This window comes from Streptomyces sp. NPDC048516, from assembly GCF_043199875.1.
In the GTDB taxonomy this organism is placed as follows: domain Bacteria; phylum Actinomycetota; class Actinomycetes; order Streptomycetales; family Streptomycetaceae; genus Streptomyces.
This window is the reverse complement of record NZ_JBICWS010000027.1, coordinates 1-16,017: the sequence shown is the minus strand read 5'-3', so window position 1 is coordinate 16,017 and position 16,017 is coordinate 1. Positions and strand designations below refer to the sequence as shown.

At 71.9% G+C, this 16,017-nt stretch carries 15 protein-coding genes and 1 pseudogene; 5 read left to right on the top strand and 11 right to left on the bottom strand.

The genetic code is table 11. The features are described 5' to 3' along the window. Positions 1-24 precede the first annotated feature (24 nt). The gene (locus ACGFR7_RS33875) at positions 25-966 is read right to left on the bottom strand and encodes a hypothetical protein (protein ID WP_393326806.1); all 942 of its coding nucleotides are present in this window, start codon (positions 964-966) and stop codon (positions 25-27) included. A gap of 1,250 nt (positions 967-2,216) precedes the next feature. On the opposite strand from ACGFR7_RS33875, the gene ACGFR7_RS33870 reads away from it, so the two are divergent. Together ACGFR7_RS33870 and ACGFR7_RS33865 are read left to right on the top strand one after the other, a co-directional pair. Beyond that, positions 2,217-2,987 carry a DUF3761 domain-containing protein gene (locus ACGFR7_RS33870; RefSeq protein WP_393326803.1) on the top strand — a complete coding sequence of 257 codons (771 nt, stop codon included), beginning with the start codon at positions 2,217-2,219 and terminating at the stop codon, positions 2,985-2,987. Between the two features lie 629 nt (positions 2,988-3,616). After that, a complete protein-coding gene (locus ACGFR7_RS33865) occupies positions 3,617-3,763 on the top strand; it encodes a hypothetical protein (RefSeq protein WP_393326801.1) in 147 nt (48 codons plus the stop codon). Between the two features lie 90 nt (positions 3,764-3,853). Here ACGFR7_RS33865 and ACGFR7_RS33860 read toward each other — a convergent pair. Then, positions 3,854-4,315, bottom strand: a pseudogene (locus ACGFR7_RS33860) (SDR family NAD(P)-dependent oxidoreductase); the annotation flags it as partial. A 475-nt stretch (positions 4,316-4,790) separates the two neighbouring features. Here ACGFR7_RS33860 and ACGFR7_RS33855 point away from each other — a divergent pair. Continuing rightward, positions 4,791-7,010 carry an NADP-dependent isocitrate dehydrogenase gene (locus tag ACGFR7_RS33855; RefSeq protein WP_393326798.1) on the top strand — a complete coding sequence of 740 codons (2,220 nt, stop codon included), beginning with the start codon at positions 4,791-4,793 and terminating at the stop codon, positions 7,008-7,010. A 183-nt stretch (positions 7,011-7,193) separates the two neighbouring features. Then, the gene (locus ACGFR7_RS33850; RefSeq protein WP_393326795.1) at positions 7,194-7,592 is read left to right on the top strand and encodes a VOC family protein; all 399 of its coding nucleotides are present in this window, start codon (positions 7,194-7,196) and stop codon (positions 7,590-7,592) included. Positions 7,593-7,632: 40 nt separating this feature from the next. Here ACGFR7_RS33850 and ACGFR7_RS33845 read toward each other — a convergent pair whose 3' ends face one another. From ACGFR7_RS33845 to ACGFR7_RS33825, 5 genes are all read right to left on the bottom strand, one after another. Further along, positions 7,633-8,340: an HAD family hydrolase gene (locus ACGFR7_RS33845; RefSeq protein ID WP_393326792.1), complete on the bottom strand. Its 708-nt coding sequence runs from the start codon at positions 8,338-8,340 to the stop codon at positions 7,633-7,635. After that, a complete protein-coding gene (locus ACGFR7_RS33840) occupies positions 8,337-9,074 on the bottom strand; it encodes a phosphatase PAP2 family protein (RefSeq protein WP_393326790.1) in 738 nt (245 codons plus the stop codon). Before ACGFR7_RS33840 ends, ACGFR7_RS33845 begins: the two co-directional genes overlap by 4 nt. A gap of 142 nt (positions 9,075-9,216) precedes the next feature. Continuing rightward, complete coding sequence (locus tag ACGFR7_RS33835) at positions 9,217-10,152, bottom strand: M56 family metallopeptidase (protein ID WP_393326787.1); 936 nt, start codon at positions 10,150-10,152, stop codon at positions 9,217-9,219. A gap of 184 nt (positions 10,153-10,336) precedes the next feature. Further along, positions 10,337-10,936, bottom strand: a complete 600-nt coding sequence (locus tag ACGFR7_RS33830; RefSeq protein WP_393326784.1) for a DUF5134 domain-containing protein — start codon at positions 10,934-10,936, stop codon at positions 10,337-10,339. 114 nt (positions 10,937-11,050) lie between these two features. Then, the gene (locus tag ACGFR7_RS33825) at positions 11,051-11,437 is read right to left on the bottom strand and encodes a VOC family protein (protein WP_393326781.1); all 387 of its coding nucleotides are present in this window, start codon (positions 11,435-11,437) and stop codon (positions 11,051-11,053) included. A gap of 140 nt (positions 11,438-11,577) precedes the next feature. Between ACGFR7_RS33825 and ACGFR7_RS33820 the strand changes: the two genes are divergently transcribed. Continuing rightward, positions 11,578-12,126: a GNAT family N-acetyltransferase gene (locus ACGFR7_RS33820; protein WP_393326778.1), complete on the top strand. Its 549-nt coding sequence runs from the start codon at positions 11,578-11,580 to the stop codon at positions 12,124-12,126. A gap of 4 nt (positions 12,127-12,130) precedes the next feature. Here ACGFR7_RS33820 and ACGFR7_RS33815 read toward each other — a convergent pair whose 3' ends face one another. The 4 genes from ACGFR7_RS33815 to ACGFR7_RS33800 form a co-directional block, all read right to left on the bottom strand. Beyond that, positions 12,131-12,943 (bottom strand): amino acid ABC transporter ATP-binding protein, encoded by an 813-nt coding sequence (locus ACGFR7_RS33815; protein WP_393326775.1) that lies wholly within the window; start codon positions 12,941-12,943, stop codon positions 12,131-12,133. Then, positions 12,940-13,836, bottom strand: a complete 897-nt coding sequence (locus tag ACGFR7_RS33810) for an amino acid ABC transporter permease (protein WP_393326772.1) — start codon at positions 13,834-13,836, stop codon at positions 12,940-12,942. The genes ACGFR7_RS33815 and ACGFR7_RS33810 overlap by 4 nt, the downstream gene beginning before the upstream one ends. A gap of 14 nt (positions 13,837-13,850) precedes the next feature. Then, positions 13,851-14,732 (bottom strand): ABC transporter substrate-binding protein, encoded by an 882-nt coding sequence (locus ACGFR7_RS33805; RefSeq protein ID WP_393326768.1) that lies wholly within the window; start codon positions 14,730-14,732, stop codon positions 13,851-13,853. A gap of 250 nt (positions 14,733-14,982) precedes the next feature. Further along, positions 14,983-15,666: a glycerophosphodiester phosphodiesterase family protein gene (locus ACGFR7_RS33800; RefSeq protein ID WP_311623889.1), complete on the bottom strand. Its 684-nt coding sequence runs from the start codon at positions 15,664-15,666 to the stop codon at positions 14,983-14,985. Positions 15,667-16,017: the final 351 nt, after the last annotated feature.

The following is a 16,017-nucleotide window of genomic DNA, read 5'->3' as shown; positions in this document are numbered from 1 at the left end:
CATCGGTCTGCTCGGCCTCGGTCGCTACGGCGCGGCCCCCTTCACCGCCCACTTCCGATGACGGGTGAAGAGCTGCTGGGCGTCCCCGCAGTAGCTCCACGGCACATCCGTGGCGAACGGGCCGATGGCGTCGAACACCTCGGCCGCCGCCCGGTGCCGATTCGCGAAGGACAGTGCGTGGGCCAGGTAGTTGGCGTCCTCGTGGAAGGCGGCGTGCGGCAGCGAAGGGGCCCGGTAGGTCCACCAGTTCGCCCACGCCTGCTGGGTCGACGGGTTGTCCGTCCACGGATGGACCGTCAGGCCGTACCGGTGCCCTTCCTTCTTCATCCGCGTGCGGTGCGACTCGGCCAGCGCGACCAGCGGCAAGACGTGCAACGGCATCCCGCGGGGGACATGGGCGCACCGTTCCTGCGCCCAGTGGAACATCTCGCCCGCCACGCCGTGCCAGTCGGGGAACATGTAGGTGAGGATTTCGTGGTGCGCCTCCCTGTTCCACGGGTCGCGGGCCTCGACCTCCTGCCACACACTCTGCACCGTCTCCCGCCACTGCCGGTCGCGGTCGGGGGAGTGGTAGCGCAGCAGGGCGAGCATGACGACGTAGGGCGTGGGATCGGCGGGCAGGGTGTCAGCGGCGGCATGGCAGCTCTCCCAGGCCTCTTCCATCTCCGCGCCGCTGCCCTGTCCCCGTGGACCGGCCATCGAGCGCAGGGCCTGGACGGTGGCGAGGAGGGCCAGGGCATGCGGCGAACGCGGTTCGGCCTGTGCCCAGGTGTCGGCGAAGGTGAGCCGGGCCCCCGCGCGGGCGAGCACCTGGAGGCGGAAGATACGGCGGTCCCAGTCGGCACCGGTCGCCGCCAGCAGTTCGCGTGCGCTCTCCCATCTGCCCATGGCGGCGTCCTCCACGACCGCGCGCAACCGGGAGTCGTCCCGCGCCGGATGCCGGTCGAAGGCCGGCTGACGTCTCACGGCTGCCCCGTCACGGTCTTCTCGGGTGAGGGAGGCAGTTCCTCACCGTGCGCAGGGACGGTGTGAACAGGCACTGTTCAGGCCTCCGGGTGGGCGTCCGCCACGGCGGACGCCGACGTAGGGGGGAGTGCGTCGTGCCGAGGGGAAGGCCGGGGGGCCGGCGGGCCTCGGATGCCCGGCGTGCTCGAGAGGCGCGAGGGCGCGGGTGCCGGGCGGCACGGCAAGGGCACGCGGTGTACCGACGACGATGCTGGTCGGGGTGGGGTCGCACCGGTCCGGCGCCGCTGGTGGGGTGCCTGACGAGCCGACGCAGAGGGGGCGCGGGAGCGGTGTCCGCGAGCGCTGGGCCCGGCCCGTGCCGCGATGCCGTCTCGTCCGTAGGCGAAAGCCCGAGGCGACCTTGAGGGGCAATCACCGGAATCTCCTGTACGTGGGGGTACATGGGCCTGTGCAAGCCGGCTGTCAACTTCAGTCATGAAGTGCTGACTTGAGAAAGAAGACTATTCACTGATGCGCGGTGGCGCACATTCCTTTGGCGATAAAGCTCAGGCGTGGGGCACCCGGGGAGGCGCGGCGGGGCGGTGCGCTCCCGGTGAGTCCGGCCGGTCGTGCCGCGGGGCGAGGTGATTGCTCTGGTGCTGCCGCGCCGTGGCCAAGGCTTCTTGGACCTGCCGGTCCGCGGTCCGCCGGGCGGTCTCGTTCGGCAGCCCGGAGGTGCCCGGCCGGGCGGTCGTGTCCAGCGGCCGGGAGGTGCCTGACGTGGTCGTGTCCAGCGGCCGGGAGGTGCCTGACGTGGTTGCGTCGAAACGCCCCGGGTCTGCGCCCTGCGGAGTGGCCGACCCATTTTGGTCACGACATCATCACAGGTTCTTCACTTCATCTACTTCGACGTTCAACCACTCGCTACTGTCCCGGTTCCAGGCGCCTTGGGGGGATCGTGATGAATCAGCAGTATCCGGACCGGTCCGGGCAGCAGCCGCCGATGCCGGTCGGCATGTACGCGCCGCCGCCACCCCCGAAGAAGAGGGGCGCCGGCGCAAAGGCCGGCATCGGGTGCGGCGGAACCCGCGGCGCGGCGAGAAGAGCGGCGGGCCTCGCCGTCCGGCGTGAGGTCGGCTTCGCCGTGCCTCGCTTCACGTGACATCACTCGCTGCACCACTTGCCTCTCCGGTTCCAGCCGGACGGCGGCTCGCGACCGTGGGCAGGGCCATGCACACAGGAGAGTGTGCAGTCGCAAGGCGGGGGGCTATATGACGGGAAACCAAGGGCCGATGTCGCCGGAGGACAAGAAGAAGGCCCGGCTCGGCTGTGCGCTCATCGCGGTCTTCGTGCTGCTCGTCGGCGGGTGCGTCAACCTGATGGACGGGGACGACGAGACGAAGTCGTCCGCCGCCACGTCCGTCTCCGACGCATCCGGCAGCCGGTCCGGCACATCCGAGGCGCCTGACGCATCCGAGGCGCCTGACGCATCCGGCAGCCGGTCCGGCACATCCGATGCGCCTGACGCATCTGGCAGTCAGGGTGGTGACACCGTCACGGTGCCGGACTACACCGGCCGGAATCTGCAGGAAGCGCAGGATGCCGCGCAACGTAAGGGCATTCACCTGCTCAAGAGCCGGGATCTGTCCACGCGGAAACGCCCGCAGGTGTGGGACCGGAACTGGCAGGTCTGCGATCAGGAGCCGGCTGCCGGGTCGGTCATGCACGACACCGAAACGCTGACGTTCGCCGTCGTGAAGGCCGATGAGAGCTGCGAGGCACCTGACGCGACGGGGTCCACGAGCGGCGCCGGTGGATCCGGTACGGACGGGGGCGGCTCGTCCGGCGGTTCCAGCTCCGCCGGGGGGACGGGGTCCGGGGGCGGCAGCAGTTCCACGAGCGGCGACGGAGGGCGGGAGCAGGCTCCGGCGGGCGCCTCCGCGCAGTGCAACGACGGGACGTACAGCTACAGCGCGCACCGACGAGGTACCTGCAGCCACCATCACGGAGTCGCCGTCTGGCTGAGGAGCCTGCCGGCCTGACGCCGGCCGGGACCAGGGCGGCCGGACGCGCGGGCGGCCCGGGTCCGGGGGCGGCCCGGACCTGGGCCGATGGCGGGTGAGAGGTGCGTGGCGCGCGCGGACACCTGGCCGTACAACCTTCGACGGCAATGGGCGGTCTTCACGACACCATCACAGAGGAACGGGGGATCGTGTATGTCGCACTCGCAGCAGCCCGCGCCGTTCGGTCAGCAGCCCCTCCTGTACGCCCTTCCGTACGCGCCACCGCCATCCGCACCGCCGTCGTCCGCGCAACCTCCGAAGAGCCCGCACTCCGCACTCCGGATCGCCGTGGGCGTGGCCTGCGCGCTCCTCGTCCTCGGGCTCGGAGCCGCGGTCGGCAACGGCGGTAACGGCGGCGACGGCACCAGGACGACCCGGACGAAGCCCGCCCCCACCGTCACGGGCACCGTCACGGCCAAGGCGGCCAAGACCGCCGAAGCATCCAAGGCCGAATGGGAGAAGCCGGAGAGCGCCACGAAGGCCGCGGAGAAGGCACCGGTGCCCGCGGGCCCGGCCGCCGTGGCCGGCCAGGGCGGCCACCTCGTGGGGGAGGGCATCGCCGCCGGCACCTACCGGACCGGCGGCCCCGTCCCGTCCGATGCCCCGCTGTGCTCCTGGGTGCGCGCAAGGATGCCGGCGGCGGGCCGGACAGCATCATCGCCCAGGGCTCCTCCCGGGGCCCGGCCCGCGTCACCGTCCACCAGGGGGAGACGTTCGAGACCCACGGCTGCAAGGAGTGGACGCAGCTCCGGTGACCGGCCGCCGCTGCCCGGGGCGCGGTCTTCCGCGGCCGCGCCCCGTCGCCGTGCGGACCCGTTCGATCTGTCCGGTGGCGCGCCCGGCGGTTACGTCACCGAGAATCCACCGTCGACGAACACCGTCTGGCCCGTCACATACGCCGCCCCCGGCCCGGCCAGAAACACCGCCGCACCCGCGAAATCGTCCAGTTCGCCATTGCGCCCGGCCATCGTGCGGCGCGCCATCGCCTCGGTGCGCCCGGGATCGGCGAAGACCGCCTCGTTCAGCGGGGTGCGGACAAAGCCGGGGGCGATCGCGTTGACGCTCACCCCGTACCGCGACCAGGCCTCCGCCTGGGAACGGGTGAGCGCGGTGAGTCCCGCTTTGGACACCCCGTACGGACCGCTGTTGCCGAATGCCCGGACCGACTGCTGTGAGGCGATGTGGATGATCCGTCCCCAGCGGCGTTCCGCCGTACCGGGCCCGAAGCGCTGGCCGAGCAGGAACGGCGCATCGAGGTTGACGGCCATGGTGCGGCCCCAGTCGGACGTGGTCAGTTCGCCCATCGGGCATGGCGGGGGCTCCTGGCGGGGCCGGTGCGCCACTGGCCCCGCCAGGACGATCATGCTCCGTACCGGTGCCGGGCAATCCTGCCGCGCGTCCCCCGGTCTCCTGGTCCCCAGGTGGATGCCGCCGGCCATGACTGCCCCTCGCTTGCCCCCTGTCATACAGGGGACACGGCCCGTGGGCGCCCGGGGGTGAGATCTCGCCGTCGACCGGCTGATACCGGTCGACAGCGCACCGCGACAGCGCACCGCGCAATGCCGTGCGGCCCGGCCCGCCACCTCCCCGCAGCGCCGGGAACGCACCGGGGCAGCCCCGGAACGCCGTGTCCGCCCCGCTGGTCGGGCAGCCGTTCCCCCGGCCGGATCCGATCGGAACCAATTCCTCCACTCTCGCCCGTGGCGGGGTCCTGTCGAGAGGGGGCCGGTCACGAGATATCTTGATGTCGAGCAATGTTGCAGACGTGGAGCGGAGCACCCGGTGACTGACTCGACCATCATCTACACCCACACTGACGAGGCCCCGGCCCTGGCGACGTATTCGTTCTTGCCTGTGATCCAGGCATACGCGTCGACGGCCGGCGTCAGCGTGGAGACCCGTGACATCTCCCTGGCCGGGCGCATCATCGCGAGCTTCCCCGAGCGCCTGGAGGAGGGCCAGCGCATCGAGGACGCCCTCGCCGAGCTCGGCCGGCTCGCCAAGACGCCCGGCGCGAACATCATCAAGCTGCCGAACATCTCGGCCTCGATCCCGCAGCTCAAGGCCGCGGTCGCCGAGCTGCAGGAGCAGGGCTACGCGCTGCCCGACTACCCGGACGACCCGAAGACCGACGAGGAGCGCGACATCCGCGCCCGCTACGACAAGGTCAAGGGCAGCGCCGTCAACCCGGTCCTGCGCGAGGGCAACTCCGACCGCCGGGCGCCGGCGTCGGTCAAGAACTACGCCAAGTCCAACCCGCACCGCATGGGTGCCTGGACGGGCGACTCGAAGACGAACGTCGCCACCATGGGCGTCGACGACTTCCGCTCCACCGAGAAGTCCGCGGTCATCGAGCGCGACGGCTCGCTGCGCATCGAGCTGTCGGGCGATGACGGCTCCACCACCGTCCTGCGTGAGTCGGTACCGGTCCTCGCGGGCGAGGTCGTCGACGCCTCCGTGATGCGGGTCGCCGCGCTGCGCGAGTTCCTCACGGCGCAGGTCGCCCGCGCCAAGGCCGAGGGCGTGCTGTTCTCGGTGCACCTGAAGGCCACGATGATGAAGGTCTCCGACCCGATCATCTTCGGCCACGTGGTCCGCGCCTTCTTCCCGAAGACGTTCGCCCAGTACGGCGAGTCGCTCGCGGCTGCCGGCCTGACCCCGAACGACGGCCTCGGCGGCATCTACAAGGGCCTGGAGTCGCTGGCCGACGGCGCGGAGATCAAGGCGTCCTTCGACGCCGAGCTCGCCGAGGGCCCGGAGCTCGCCATGGTCGACTCCGACCGCGGCATCTCCAACCTGCACGTGCCGAGCGATGTCATCGTCGACGCCTCCATGCCGGCCATGATCCGCACCTCCGGCCACATGTGGGGCCCGGACGGCGCGGAGGCCGACACCCTCGCGGTCCTCCCCGACAGCAGCTACGCCGGCATCTACCAGGCCGTCATCGACGACTGCCGGGCGAACGGCGCCTACGACCCGTCGACGATGGGCTCGGTGCCGAACGTCGGCCTGATGGCGCAGAAGGCCGAGGAGTACGGCAGCCACGACAAGACCTTCGAGATCCCGGTCACCGGTAGCGTCCGGGTCCTCGACGAGAACGGCAACGCCGTCCTGGAGCAGGTCGTCGGCGCCGGCGACATCTTCCGTATGTGCCAGACCAAGGACGCGCCGATCCGTGACTGGGTCAAGCTCGCCGTCACCCGCGCCCGCGCCACCGGCGACCCGGCGGTGTTCTGGCTGGACGAGAACCGTGCGCACGACGCGCAGCTGATCGCCAAGGTCAAGGCCTACCTCCCCGAGCACGACACCGAGGGCCTGCAGATCGAGATCATGTCGCCGGTCGACGCGATCACGTTCTCCCTCGACCGCATCCGCCGCGGCGAGGACACGATCTCGGTCACCGGCAACGTGCTGCGTGACTACCTGACCGACCTCTTCCCGATCCTCGAACTGGGCACCAGCGCAAAGATGCTCTCGGTCGTCCCGCTCATGAACGGCGGCGGGCTGTTCGAGACGGGTGCCGGCGGCTCCGCGCCCAAGCACGTCCAGCAGCTGGTCAAGGAGAACTACCTGCGCTGGGACAGCCTGGGCGAATTCCTGGCGCTCGCGGTCAGCTTCGAGCACCTGGCGCAGACCACGGGCAACGCGCGCGCCCAGGTGCTCGCCGACACCCTCGACCGCGCCACCGGCACCTTCCTCAACGAGAACAAGTCGCCCAGCCGCAAGCTGGGTGGCATCGACAACCGCGGCAGCCACTTCTACCTGGCGCTCTACTGGGCGCAGGAGCTGGCGAAGCAGACCGACGACACGCAGCTCGCGGAGGCGTTCGCGGCACTCGCCAAGACGCTGACCGAGCAGGAGCGGACCATCGTCGACGAGCTGATCGCGGTGCAGGGTTCGCCGGCCGACATCGGCGGCTACTTCCAGCCGTCCGTGGCGAAGTCCTCGGCGGTCATGCGCCCGTCGACGACCTTCAACCAGGCCCTCGCGACCCTCAGCTGATGCGGTAATCGCGGAAGGCCCTTCCGCCCCGGCCGGCGCCCTGCCGGCCGGGGCGGTTCCGTTTCCGCGGACGGCGTTCACGAGGCTGCGGCAGTGGGCGGCGGGGCCGGCGGAGGACGGCGCAAGGTGAAGGCGTAGCGTCGGCCCGCACGCCGACCGGCCATCACTCACGGGGGTACATCGATGGAACTCACCCAAGTCCGCCTGCTCGTCACGGACTTCCGTGGCTGCTACCGCTTCTACCGGGACGTGCTGGGCCTCGAGCCGCAGTTCGAGGCGCCCGAGGGCCCGTACGCCAAGTTCAGCTGTGCCGACGGCTCGGCGGGTATCGCGTTGCAGGAGCGCGCACAGATGGCCGAGGTGCTCGGTGAGCTGGGTGCGGCGCCGGACGGATACCGGTCCCTGGTCGTCCTGCGCGTCGACGACCTCGACGGCTGCTGCGCGCAGCTCACCGGGCGAGGCGCCGTCCTCGCACACGGCCCGGCTCCGATGACGGACCGGATGCGGGTCGCCCACCTGAAGGACCCCGACGGGAACATCGTCGAGCTCCAACAGTGGCTACGGCCGCGCGCAGCGGTCTGACCCGCCCCGTCCCCTCAGCCCACGAGGTCCGGAACGGGCCTCAGCCCACGAGGTCCAGCACGGGCCGCAGCCCGTCCGGGCGCCGGTCCACCGGCAGATGGTCCACCGGCAGGTACGAGCAGCCCAGCGCCGTGGCGGCGCCGTCGGCCGTGCGGTCGTCGCCGACCATCAGGACGGCTGCCGGGTCGAGCCCCAGCTCCCGGCAGCCGAGGGCGAAGAGCCGGTGGTCCGGCTTCTGGATGCCGTGTTCGTAGGACAGCACATAGATGTCGACATAGCGGTCCAGGCCGTGGGCGCGCAGCACCGGCCGCAGATCCCAGCCGATATTGCTCAGGACGCCGATACGGATGCCGCGCCGGTGCAGCTCCGCAAGCACCTCGGCGGCGTCGGGGTAGAGCTGCCAGGCCTCCGCCGCTCTGGAGCGGTCGTAGAGCGCGTCGTACAACTCCGGCTCGGGGAGCGGAACTTGACGGGCCAGGCCGGTGTACAGCGCCCGGTGGTGGCGGGCTTCGCAGTCACGGATCTCCCACAGACCGGCCAGTTCGGCGGGGACCTCGACGGGTGAGGAGCCGCCGGGGAGTGCGCCGGCCCGTTCCAGTGCGGCCGCCGAGCGGGCGATCTCGGCCTCGTCCATGGCGGTGCCGGAAGCGGTGAGCGCCGCACGCAGCCATGACTCGGTGGACTCGATACGCAGCAGGGTTCCGGAGAAGTCGAACAGCACACCCTTGGTTGTCGTCATGACCGTCATTCTGCCCGCGACACGGCGCCGGGCACCTTTGCCCGGGACGCGTGGTGAACGCCGTACACCGCCGCGGATCCGGCCACCAGGGCCCCGCCCAGCAGCCAGCCCCCGACGACATCCGACAGCCAGTGCACGCCCAGATACAGCCGGGTGAAGGCGACACCGACGACGGAGACCGTGACCACCGCCCGGGCCGTCCAGCGCCACAGCGGCCGCGCCCCGGCCAGCCGCAGCAGCCACAGCACGAGGGCGCCCGCGACCAGCGCGGACAGCGCATGCCCGGAAGGGAACGCCGCGTAGTGCGCAGCGGCCACCGGGTCCGGCCAGGCGGGACGCTCCCTGCCGACCAGTGCCTTCACCGCCTGCTGCAGCCCCGTGCCGGCGAGCGCGGTGGCCGCCACCCAGAGGGCGAGCCGGCGTTCGCCACGCCGTACGAGCAGCAAGACCGCCACCGCGAGCACCGCGCGCATCGTCCACGGGTCCCAGACCCAGTCGCTGAACACCCGGATGAGCCGGGTCCAGCCGGGCGCGGCCACGGCCGTCCGGTGCAGTGTGCCGGCGAAGGCCGTGTCCAGGGACATCAAGGGGCCCCAGCGCGCCACGACGAGGATGAGCAGCAGGCCGAAGAGGAGCGTGCACAGCACGGCACACGAGAGGCGGGGGAGGAGCGGGGCGGATGCCCGGGGGCTGGCGTCGTCCACGGCGGACGTACGGGCGGTGGGGAGCGGCGTCGACGGCATGGGGCGATCCTCGCCCATGACCCGCGCCCCGGGCGAGGACCCGAGCCCTGGCTCATGTCCGGCGTCCCGGGCGAGGAACCGTGCCCTGATCTCTGTCCCGCGCCCTGGCCCATGTCCCACGCCCCGGGCGGGGAATTGCGACCTACGTCAGCGCCCTCAGGCCGGGGACGAAGGTGACCAGCAGCGGCACGGCCGGCACCAGCGTCGCCACCGCCGTCATCCGGAGCCGGCGGCCGGGGGTGAAGCGGGGCGCGGGGGCCAGCAGCCGGTCCACCCGCTGGGGCACCTGCGCGAGTTGCGTCGGGCAGGGGCCGAACACACCGCGGTCCTCGTTGAGTTCGACCAGGGCCAGGGCGATCGTCAGCCGCCCGAAGCGGCGCGAGGCCACATCGTCGGCGGCCAGCTCGACCAGCCGGTGCACCTGGTCGCGGAACGCGGCGAAGACCGGGATCTGCGGAAAGCCGACGGCGAGTGCGGAGGCGCTGTACAGCAGAAGGTCGTGCCGGGCCCGCGCATGGCCCTGCTCATGGGCGATCAGCGCATCGAGCTGACGGCCCTTCAGGCGTCGCAATGCCGAGGTGGTGATGACCAGTTGGGGCGAGGAGTGCTGCAGCCACCAGGCCTCCGGGCGGTCACCTTCCAGGACGACCAGACGCTCCTGGCGGGGCTCCTCGCCGGGCAGCAGCGGTACGCGGCGCAGGAGTTCGGCCCGGCGCTGGCGGCGACGGGCGCGCGCCGCGCGTACCTCGCGGGTCAGGGTGACGGCCGTCCAGGCGCCGCCGCCCGCCAGGAGCAGGGCCAGGACCCCGGCCCACGGCCCGTACCCCTTGAGCGCATACGCCTCGACGACCACCCGGGGGGCGAAGCCGAACACCGGGCCGCGGACGGCCTCCCAGGCGGCGGCCGCGCTCAGCGACATCGCGAGCAGACAGCACAGCAGAACGCCGGCCACCACGCACTGCCACACCCACAGGGCGAGCACCGGTTCACGGTCGGGCCAGTCGGAGCGGGCCATCAGGCGCGGCGCCATTGCCGCGGCCAGCACGCCGAGAATCATCAGCGCGAGAGGGACCATCATGCCGTCAGCCTATGAGCGTGCGGCTACTCGTAGGTACAGCCAGGCCCGGGATGTGACCCATACCACCCACGTCACAGGTGTGAACCGCCTACCCCCGCGCACCCCCGCGCGCGCCCCGCACACCGACGCCCCGCAGGCCGTATCCGCGGCAGCCGTGCGCGGAAGCGTTGTCACCGCCCCGCGCTCACAGCGCCAGCAGCATCGCCAGCATCCCGATGCCCATCGCCACCCGGCAGGCCCGCAGCACACCGGGCGGCCCCGCGTCCACCGGCACCAGCCGGACCCCGGCAGCGATCACGTACACCGTGTAGTAGGCGAGCAACAGGCCCGTCAGCAGCGGCACCCCACCCGGCCCGGCATGCTCCATCGCACCCATCGCACCCATCGACTCCGCCGGCCCCATCGACCCCATGGATCCCATCGAGCTCATCGACCCCGTCTGGCCCACCGAGCCCGCCGCGTTCATCCGGTCCGGCGGCACGGTCATCGCGAGCGCCATGTACACCATGGCGAACGTGCCCACCGCATGATGCAGATGCCGCCGCGCCAGCGCCCACACCCCGGCCGCCGCGAAAGCCGCGGTGAACATCCAGGGCGACCACGGGGGCGGTGTCACGGCCGACGCGGGCAGCGCCATCGCCGCCATGCCCAGAGCCATCAGGCCTTCGCCGCGGGCGTCCCCCCGGTAGGCGTCCGGCCCGGTACGTGCCCGGACGAGGCAGTACGCACCGGCCGCGGCACACAGCAGCACCAGCAGCCAGCCGACCAACGGCGGTGCGTGCACGGCCCACCTCCCCGAGTACCGCCTGTCCCACGGATCGGGTGCAGAATGCCCGGCCGGGCCCCGGCACACGGGAGCGCACGGACGCATGGAGGGGGAGCGCGCGGCCTCTCGGGCTCAGGGCCGGTAGCGCAGCGGATGGTCCGCCGGAACCTCCGTCAGCACGATCCGATGACCGTCCGGGTCGGCGATCCACATCTCGATGAGCCCCCACGGCTCCTTCACGGGCGGCCGCAGCACCTCCACCCCGTGCGCCAGGAGCTCCTGGTGCGCCGCTGCCGCGTCCGCCACCCGGAGCCACAGCTGGAGGGTGTCGCCGGCCGGAGCCGTGGCGCGGCCGGAGACTTCCAGGAAGCCGCCGCCGAGGAAGTAGACCGTGCCGCGCTCGGGCCCCGTACCGAATTCCCGGTAGATCTCCAGCCCCAGCGCCGTGCCGTAGAACGCCCGCGACCGCTCGGGGTCGGACGGCCGCAACAGCACCCTGCTGCTCAATACGTGCACCATGGCAGGACCCTACGCCGCCGGAGTCCCGCCGCCGGGCCGCTGCGCCGGAAGGTCATGACGAATGGCCCTGACATGACGCCCATGCCGCTTGTTAGCCTCCGGTCAGCCCTTCGTCCGGCCCTGAGAGGACTTCGCACACCATGCCCACCAGCGAGCTGACCTTCCGTGCCGCCCACGACGCCGATATCCCCGGGCTCGTCGACCTCATCGAGTCGGCGTACCGGGGGGACGCGAGCCGGGCCGGCTGGACGACGGAGGCGGACCTCCTGGAGGGACAGCGCACCGACCCGGAGGGCGTCGCCGCCGTGGTGCGGGGCAAGACCGGCCGGCTGCTCATCGCCGAGCGGGATGACGCCCTGATCGCCTGCTGCCAGCTCGAACACCGCGGGGACCACGTGTACTTCGGGATGTTCGCGGTGCGCCCGGAGCTCCAGGGCGGCGGGCTCGGCAAGGTGATTCTCGCGGAGGCCGAGCGGACCGCCCAGGACCTCTGGAGCGCCGGCGAGATGCGGATGACCGTCATCCGCCAGCGCGACGAGCTGATCGCCTGGTACGAGCGCCGCGGCTACCGGCGCACCGGGCAGCTCACCCCGTTCCCGTACGGCGACGAGCGCTTCGGCATTCCGCAGCGCGCCGACCTGGAGTTCGAGCTGCTGGTCAAGCCGCTCGGCCGGCCGGGCGCCTCCTGACGGCTCACAGCCGTCCCGCCTGGATGATCCGCCGCAGGAACTGCCGGGTGCGGTCCTGCTGCGGGTCCCCGAAGACCTGCTCCGGCGTCCCGCGTTCCACCACCACCCCGCCGTCCAGGAAGCACACCTGGTCGGCGACCTCCCGCGCGAAGCCCATCTCATGGGTGGCGATGACCATGGTCATGCCCTCCTCCTGGAGATCGCGGACCACACCGAGGACTTCCCCGACCAGTTCGGGGTCGAGCGCCGCGGTGATCTCGTCGAGCAGCAGCAGCCGGGGCCGCCCGGCCAGCGCCCGGACGATCGCGACCCGCTGTTGCTGACCGCCGCTGAGCCGGTCCGGGTACTCCCCGGCCCGCCCGCCGAGCCCGAGCCGGTCCAGCAGCTCCCGGGCCCGCGCCTCCGCCTCGGCGCGCGGTACCCCGTGCACCCGGCGGGGCGCCAGCGTGATGTTGTCCAGCACGGTCATGTGCGGGAAGAGGTTGTAGGCCTGGAAGACCACGCCGATCCGGCGGCGCACCGCGTCCACGTCCGCCCTCGGATCGGTGATCTCCGCACCGTCCAGGAAGATCGCACCGTCGTCGATCTCCTCCAGCAGATTCGCGCAGCGCAGCAGCGTGGACTTGCCCGACCCCGAGGCGCCGATCAGCGCCGTCACGGTGTGCGGCGGGACCGCCAGATCCACATCCCGCAGCACGACCGTGCCGCGTCCGTACGTCTTGCGCACGGACTCCAGCCGCAGCACCGCCCCGCCGCCGGGCGGCGCCGTCCCGGCCGTCCCGTCGGCCGGCCGCGGGGCGTCGTCCGTCGTGCTCATACGAGTCCTCCCTGGGCGCGCCTGCGGTCCATGCGGGCCGTGACCCAGTCCGTGCACCGCGTCATGGGGATCGTCAGCGCCACGAAAACGAGCCCGGCCACGACATACGGAGTGAAGTTGAAGTCCTTGCCGGCGATGATCTGCGCCGCGTAGACGGCATCCACCGCACCCGCGATGGACACCAGACCGGTGTCCTTCTGCAGCGAGACCAGATCGTTCAGCAGCGGCGGCACCACCCGCCGTACCGCCTGCGGCAGCACCACGTAGCGCAGCGCCTGGCCGCTGGACAGACCCAGCGACCGGGCCGCCGCCCGCTGTGAGGGGTGCACCGATTCGATGCCCGCCCGGAAGACCTCGGCGACATAGGCCGAGTACGTCAGCACCAGCGCGGAGCCGCCGAGCAGCACGGGATCGGTGGTGACCCCCTGCAGCCGCAGCGCCGGCACCCCGAAGACCACCATCAGCAGACAGATGATCAGCGGCAGGCCGCGGAAGAAGTCGGTGTACGCGGCGGCCAGGGCGCGCAGGGGGAAGAAGACCGGGCCGCGCAGCGTCCGGGCCACCGCCAGCAGCAGCCCGAGCACCAGCACCGCCGCCCCGCACACCACCAGCAGTCGCAGATTCAGCAGCAGCCCCTCCAGCACCTTCGGCAGCGCCTTGGCGGCGTACTCGGCGCTGAAGAACGTCTCACGGGTCCGCGGCCAGCCGGGGGAGCGGGTGATGACGAGGTAGAGGACGGCGGCGGTGACCAGGGTGCTCAGCGCGGCGACGGCGGTGGCGCGCCGGGTCCTGGCCCGCCGGAAGCGCTCCCGCTCGATCCGCCGCTGCGAGGGCACGTATCCGTCATCGGCCCCGTCATCGGCCCCGTTCCGTGCCGTCCGGAGCTTCGGCACACCTCCTCCGTACGTCACTTGAGCACCGGGACGGACACGGCGTCGGTCAGCCACTTCTTCTCCAGCGCGGCGAGGGTGCCGTTCTTGCGCAACGCCTCCACCGCGGCCGTCACACACCCGGTGATCCGGCTCTCCTTGTCCAGGACCAGGCCGAACTGCTCCTCGTCGGCGCCGGTGGCCGCGAACTGCCCGACCACCTCGGCGTCCTTCACCTCCGCCGAGGTGATGTAGAAGGCCGTCGGCAGATCGGTGAGGATCGCGTCCACCTGACCGTTCTTCAGCGCGGACTTGGTGAGGTCGTTCTTCTGGAACACGGCGGGCGGCTGATCCGGCCGGACGGTGTCATTGATGACGTTCAGACTGGTGCTGCCGACCTGCGCGCCCAGCTTGAGATGACGGAGGCCGGCGATGCTCTTGGCATGCGCGGCCCGGGAGCCCTTGAGGGCGGTGACCGCCTGGCGCACGTCGTAGTAGCCGGCGGAGAAGGCGACGGCCCGTTTGCGTTCGGGGCTGATGGAGACCTGGTTGATGTCGAAGTCGAACTTCTTCTGGCCGGGCGCGAAGGCGTTGGCGAACGGCACGGTCTGCCAGCGCACCGCGCCCTTGCCGTAGCCCAGTTGGCGGGCGACGGCATAGGCGACGGCCGATTCGAAGCCCTTGCCGCCGGCCGGGTCGTCGTCCTGGAACCACGGTGCGTAGGCGGGCTTGTCGGTGCCGACCGTGAGCTTGCCGTCCGCCACGGTGGCCAGCTTGCCGCGGTCACAGCTCTGTTCGCCCCGCCCGGCGGCCCGCTGACCACCGGGGGGCGCGTCCTGCGGGGCACAGCCGACGGCCGCGGCGAGCAGCGCGACGGTGGCGCAAGCGGCAAGGCGGAGAGGGCGGTTGGCGAGGCGCATGGCGGGAGAGTGGCAGGGCGCGAGGCCGTCTGTCGAGATCACCGCGGGAAACGTCCGCATGGTGGAAGTGCGTTGCGGCACTGTGAACGGCACATTTCCCGGTTGCCGAGGTGGGCCCGAAGGGTTGGAAGAACCCGAAGAGCCGGTACGCCCCACCCGGCTCCCCACCTCCCGCGCCGCCCTACGGCATGAGCCGGAGCCGCTGTACGGCGTGAGCCGGAGCGGCCTCACGCCGTGAGCCGGCGCCGCCTCACGCCGTGAAGCGGACCGCCCGCCGGATCTCCGGCTGGTCGGTCACCACGCCGTCCAGACCGAGCCCGCGCGCGAGGCGCAGCTGATCATGCGTGTTGACCGTCCAGCCCACGACCTTCAGATGCGCGGCATGCGCCCGCTCGACCAGCTCCAGGGTGAGCCTGCGGATGTTCAGCGAGAGCATCGTCGCGCCGACGGCCTGCGCACGGTCGACCACGTCCGCGCCGTACCGGCTGCCGACCAGCGCGGTCCGCACCCCGGGCAGCAGGGTCCGGATCGCGGCCAGCGCCTCGTCGTGGAAGGAGATCACATCGACCCGGCCGACCAGATCGCGCGACCGCATCACCTCGGCCAGTGCCTGCGCGGCCGCCACGTCCTTGATCTCGGCCTGCAACGGCGCCTTGACCGCCTCGACGACCTCCTCGAAGACGGGGATCCGCTCGCCCCGGCCGGCATCGAGTTCGCGGAGTTCGGCGAGGGTGCGCTCGGCGATCGGGCCGGCGCCGTCGGTGGTCCGGTCCACATCCGCGTCGTGCATCACCACGAGCGCGCCGTCCTTGCTCAGATGCAGATCGAGTTCGATGACATCGAGGCCTTCGTGCTCGGCGCGCACGAAGGACCGCAGGGTGTTCTCCGGCTCCACGCCCATCATCCCGCGGTGTCCGATGGTGAGAAAGGACAAGGCTGCCTCGCTTCTGTCGGCTCGGTGCTGGTGTCGGCTCTGTACCCGTGCCGACCGTCGGGTGTCGGCAACGGCGCTACGAAACGGCGCACAGCCTAACGGGACCGACCGGCGGAAAACGGGCTGCCGGACCGGACCGCGGTGTGTCCAGTACGGGTACCCGCCATATCCGGCTTCAGACCGCCTCACCCTCGCGTGGGCGAGTCCCTGCCGCGCTGACGGCGTGGGCCGGGCCCGCCCCGGCCCCGGCCCCCCCCCCCCCCCCCGGGTGAAGACCCACCGCGGGGGGGGGTGCGGGCCGCCGCAGGCCCCCGCGGCCCCCCCCAAACACAAGGCGGTGAAGGGGGGCGG

Bases quoted from the DNA above. Each gene is read 5' to 3' on its own strand.
- ACGFR7_RS33870 (WP_393326803.1), top strand. From the start codon at position 2,217: ATGACGGGAAACCAAGGGCCGATGTCGCCGGAGGACAAGAAGAAGGCC.
- ACGFR7_RS33850 (WP_393326795.1), top strand. From the start codon at position 7,194: ATGGAACTCACCCAAGTCCGCCTGCTCGTCACGGACTTCCGTGGCTGC.
- ACGFR7_RS33845 (WP_393326792.1), bottom strand. From the start codon at position 8,340: ATGACGGTCATGACGACAACCAAGGGTGTGCTGTTCGACTTCTCCGGA.
- ACGFR7_RS33840 (WP_393326790.1), bottom strand. From the start codon at position 9,074: ATGCCGTCGACGCCGCTCCCCACCGCCCGTACGTCCGCCGTGGACGAC.
- ACGFR7_RS33835 (WP_393326787.1), bottom strand. From the start codon at position 10,152: ATGATGGTCCCTCTCGCGCTGATGATTCTCGGCGTGCTGGCCGCGGCA.
- ACGFR7_RS33825 (WP_393326781.1), bottom strand. From the start codon at position 11,437: ATGGTGCACGTATTGAGCAGCAGGGTGCTGTTGCGGCCGTCCGACCCC.
- ACGFR7_RS33820 (WP_393326778.1), top strand. From the start codon at position 11,578: ATGCCCACCAGCGAGCTGACCTTCCGTGCCGCCCACGACGCCGATATC.
- ACGFR7_RS33815 (WP_393326775.1), bottom strand. From the start codon at position 12,943: ATGAGCACGACGGACGACGCCCCGCGGCCGGCCGACGGGACGGCCGGG.
- ACGFR7_RS33805 (WP_393326768.1), bottom strand. From the start codon at position 14,732: ATGCGCCTCGCCAACCGCCCTCTCCGCCTTGCCGCTTGCGCCACCGTC.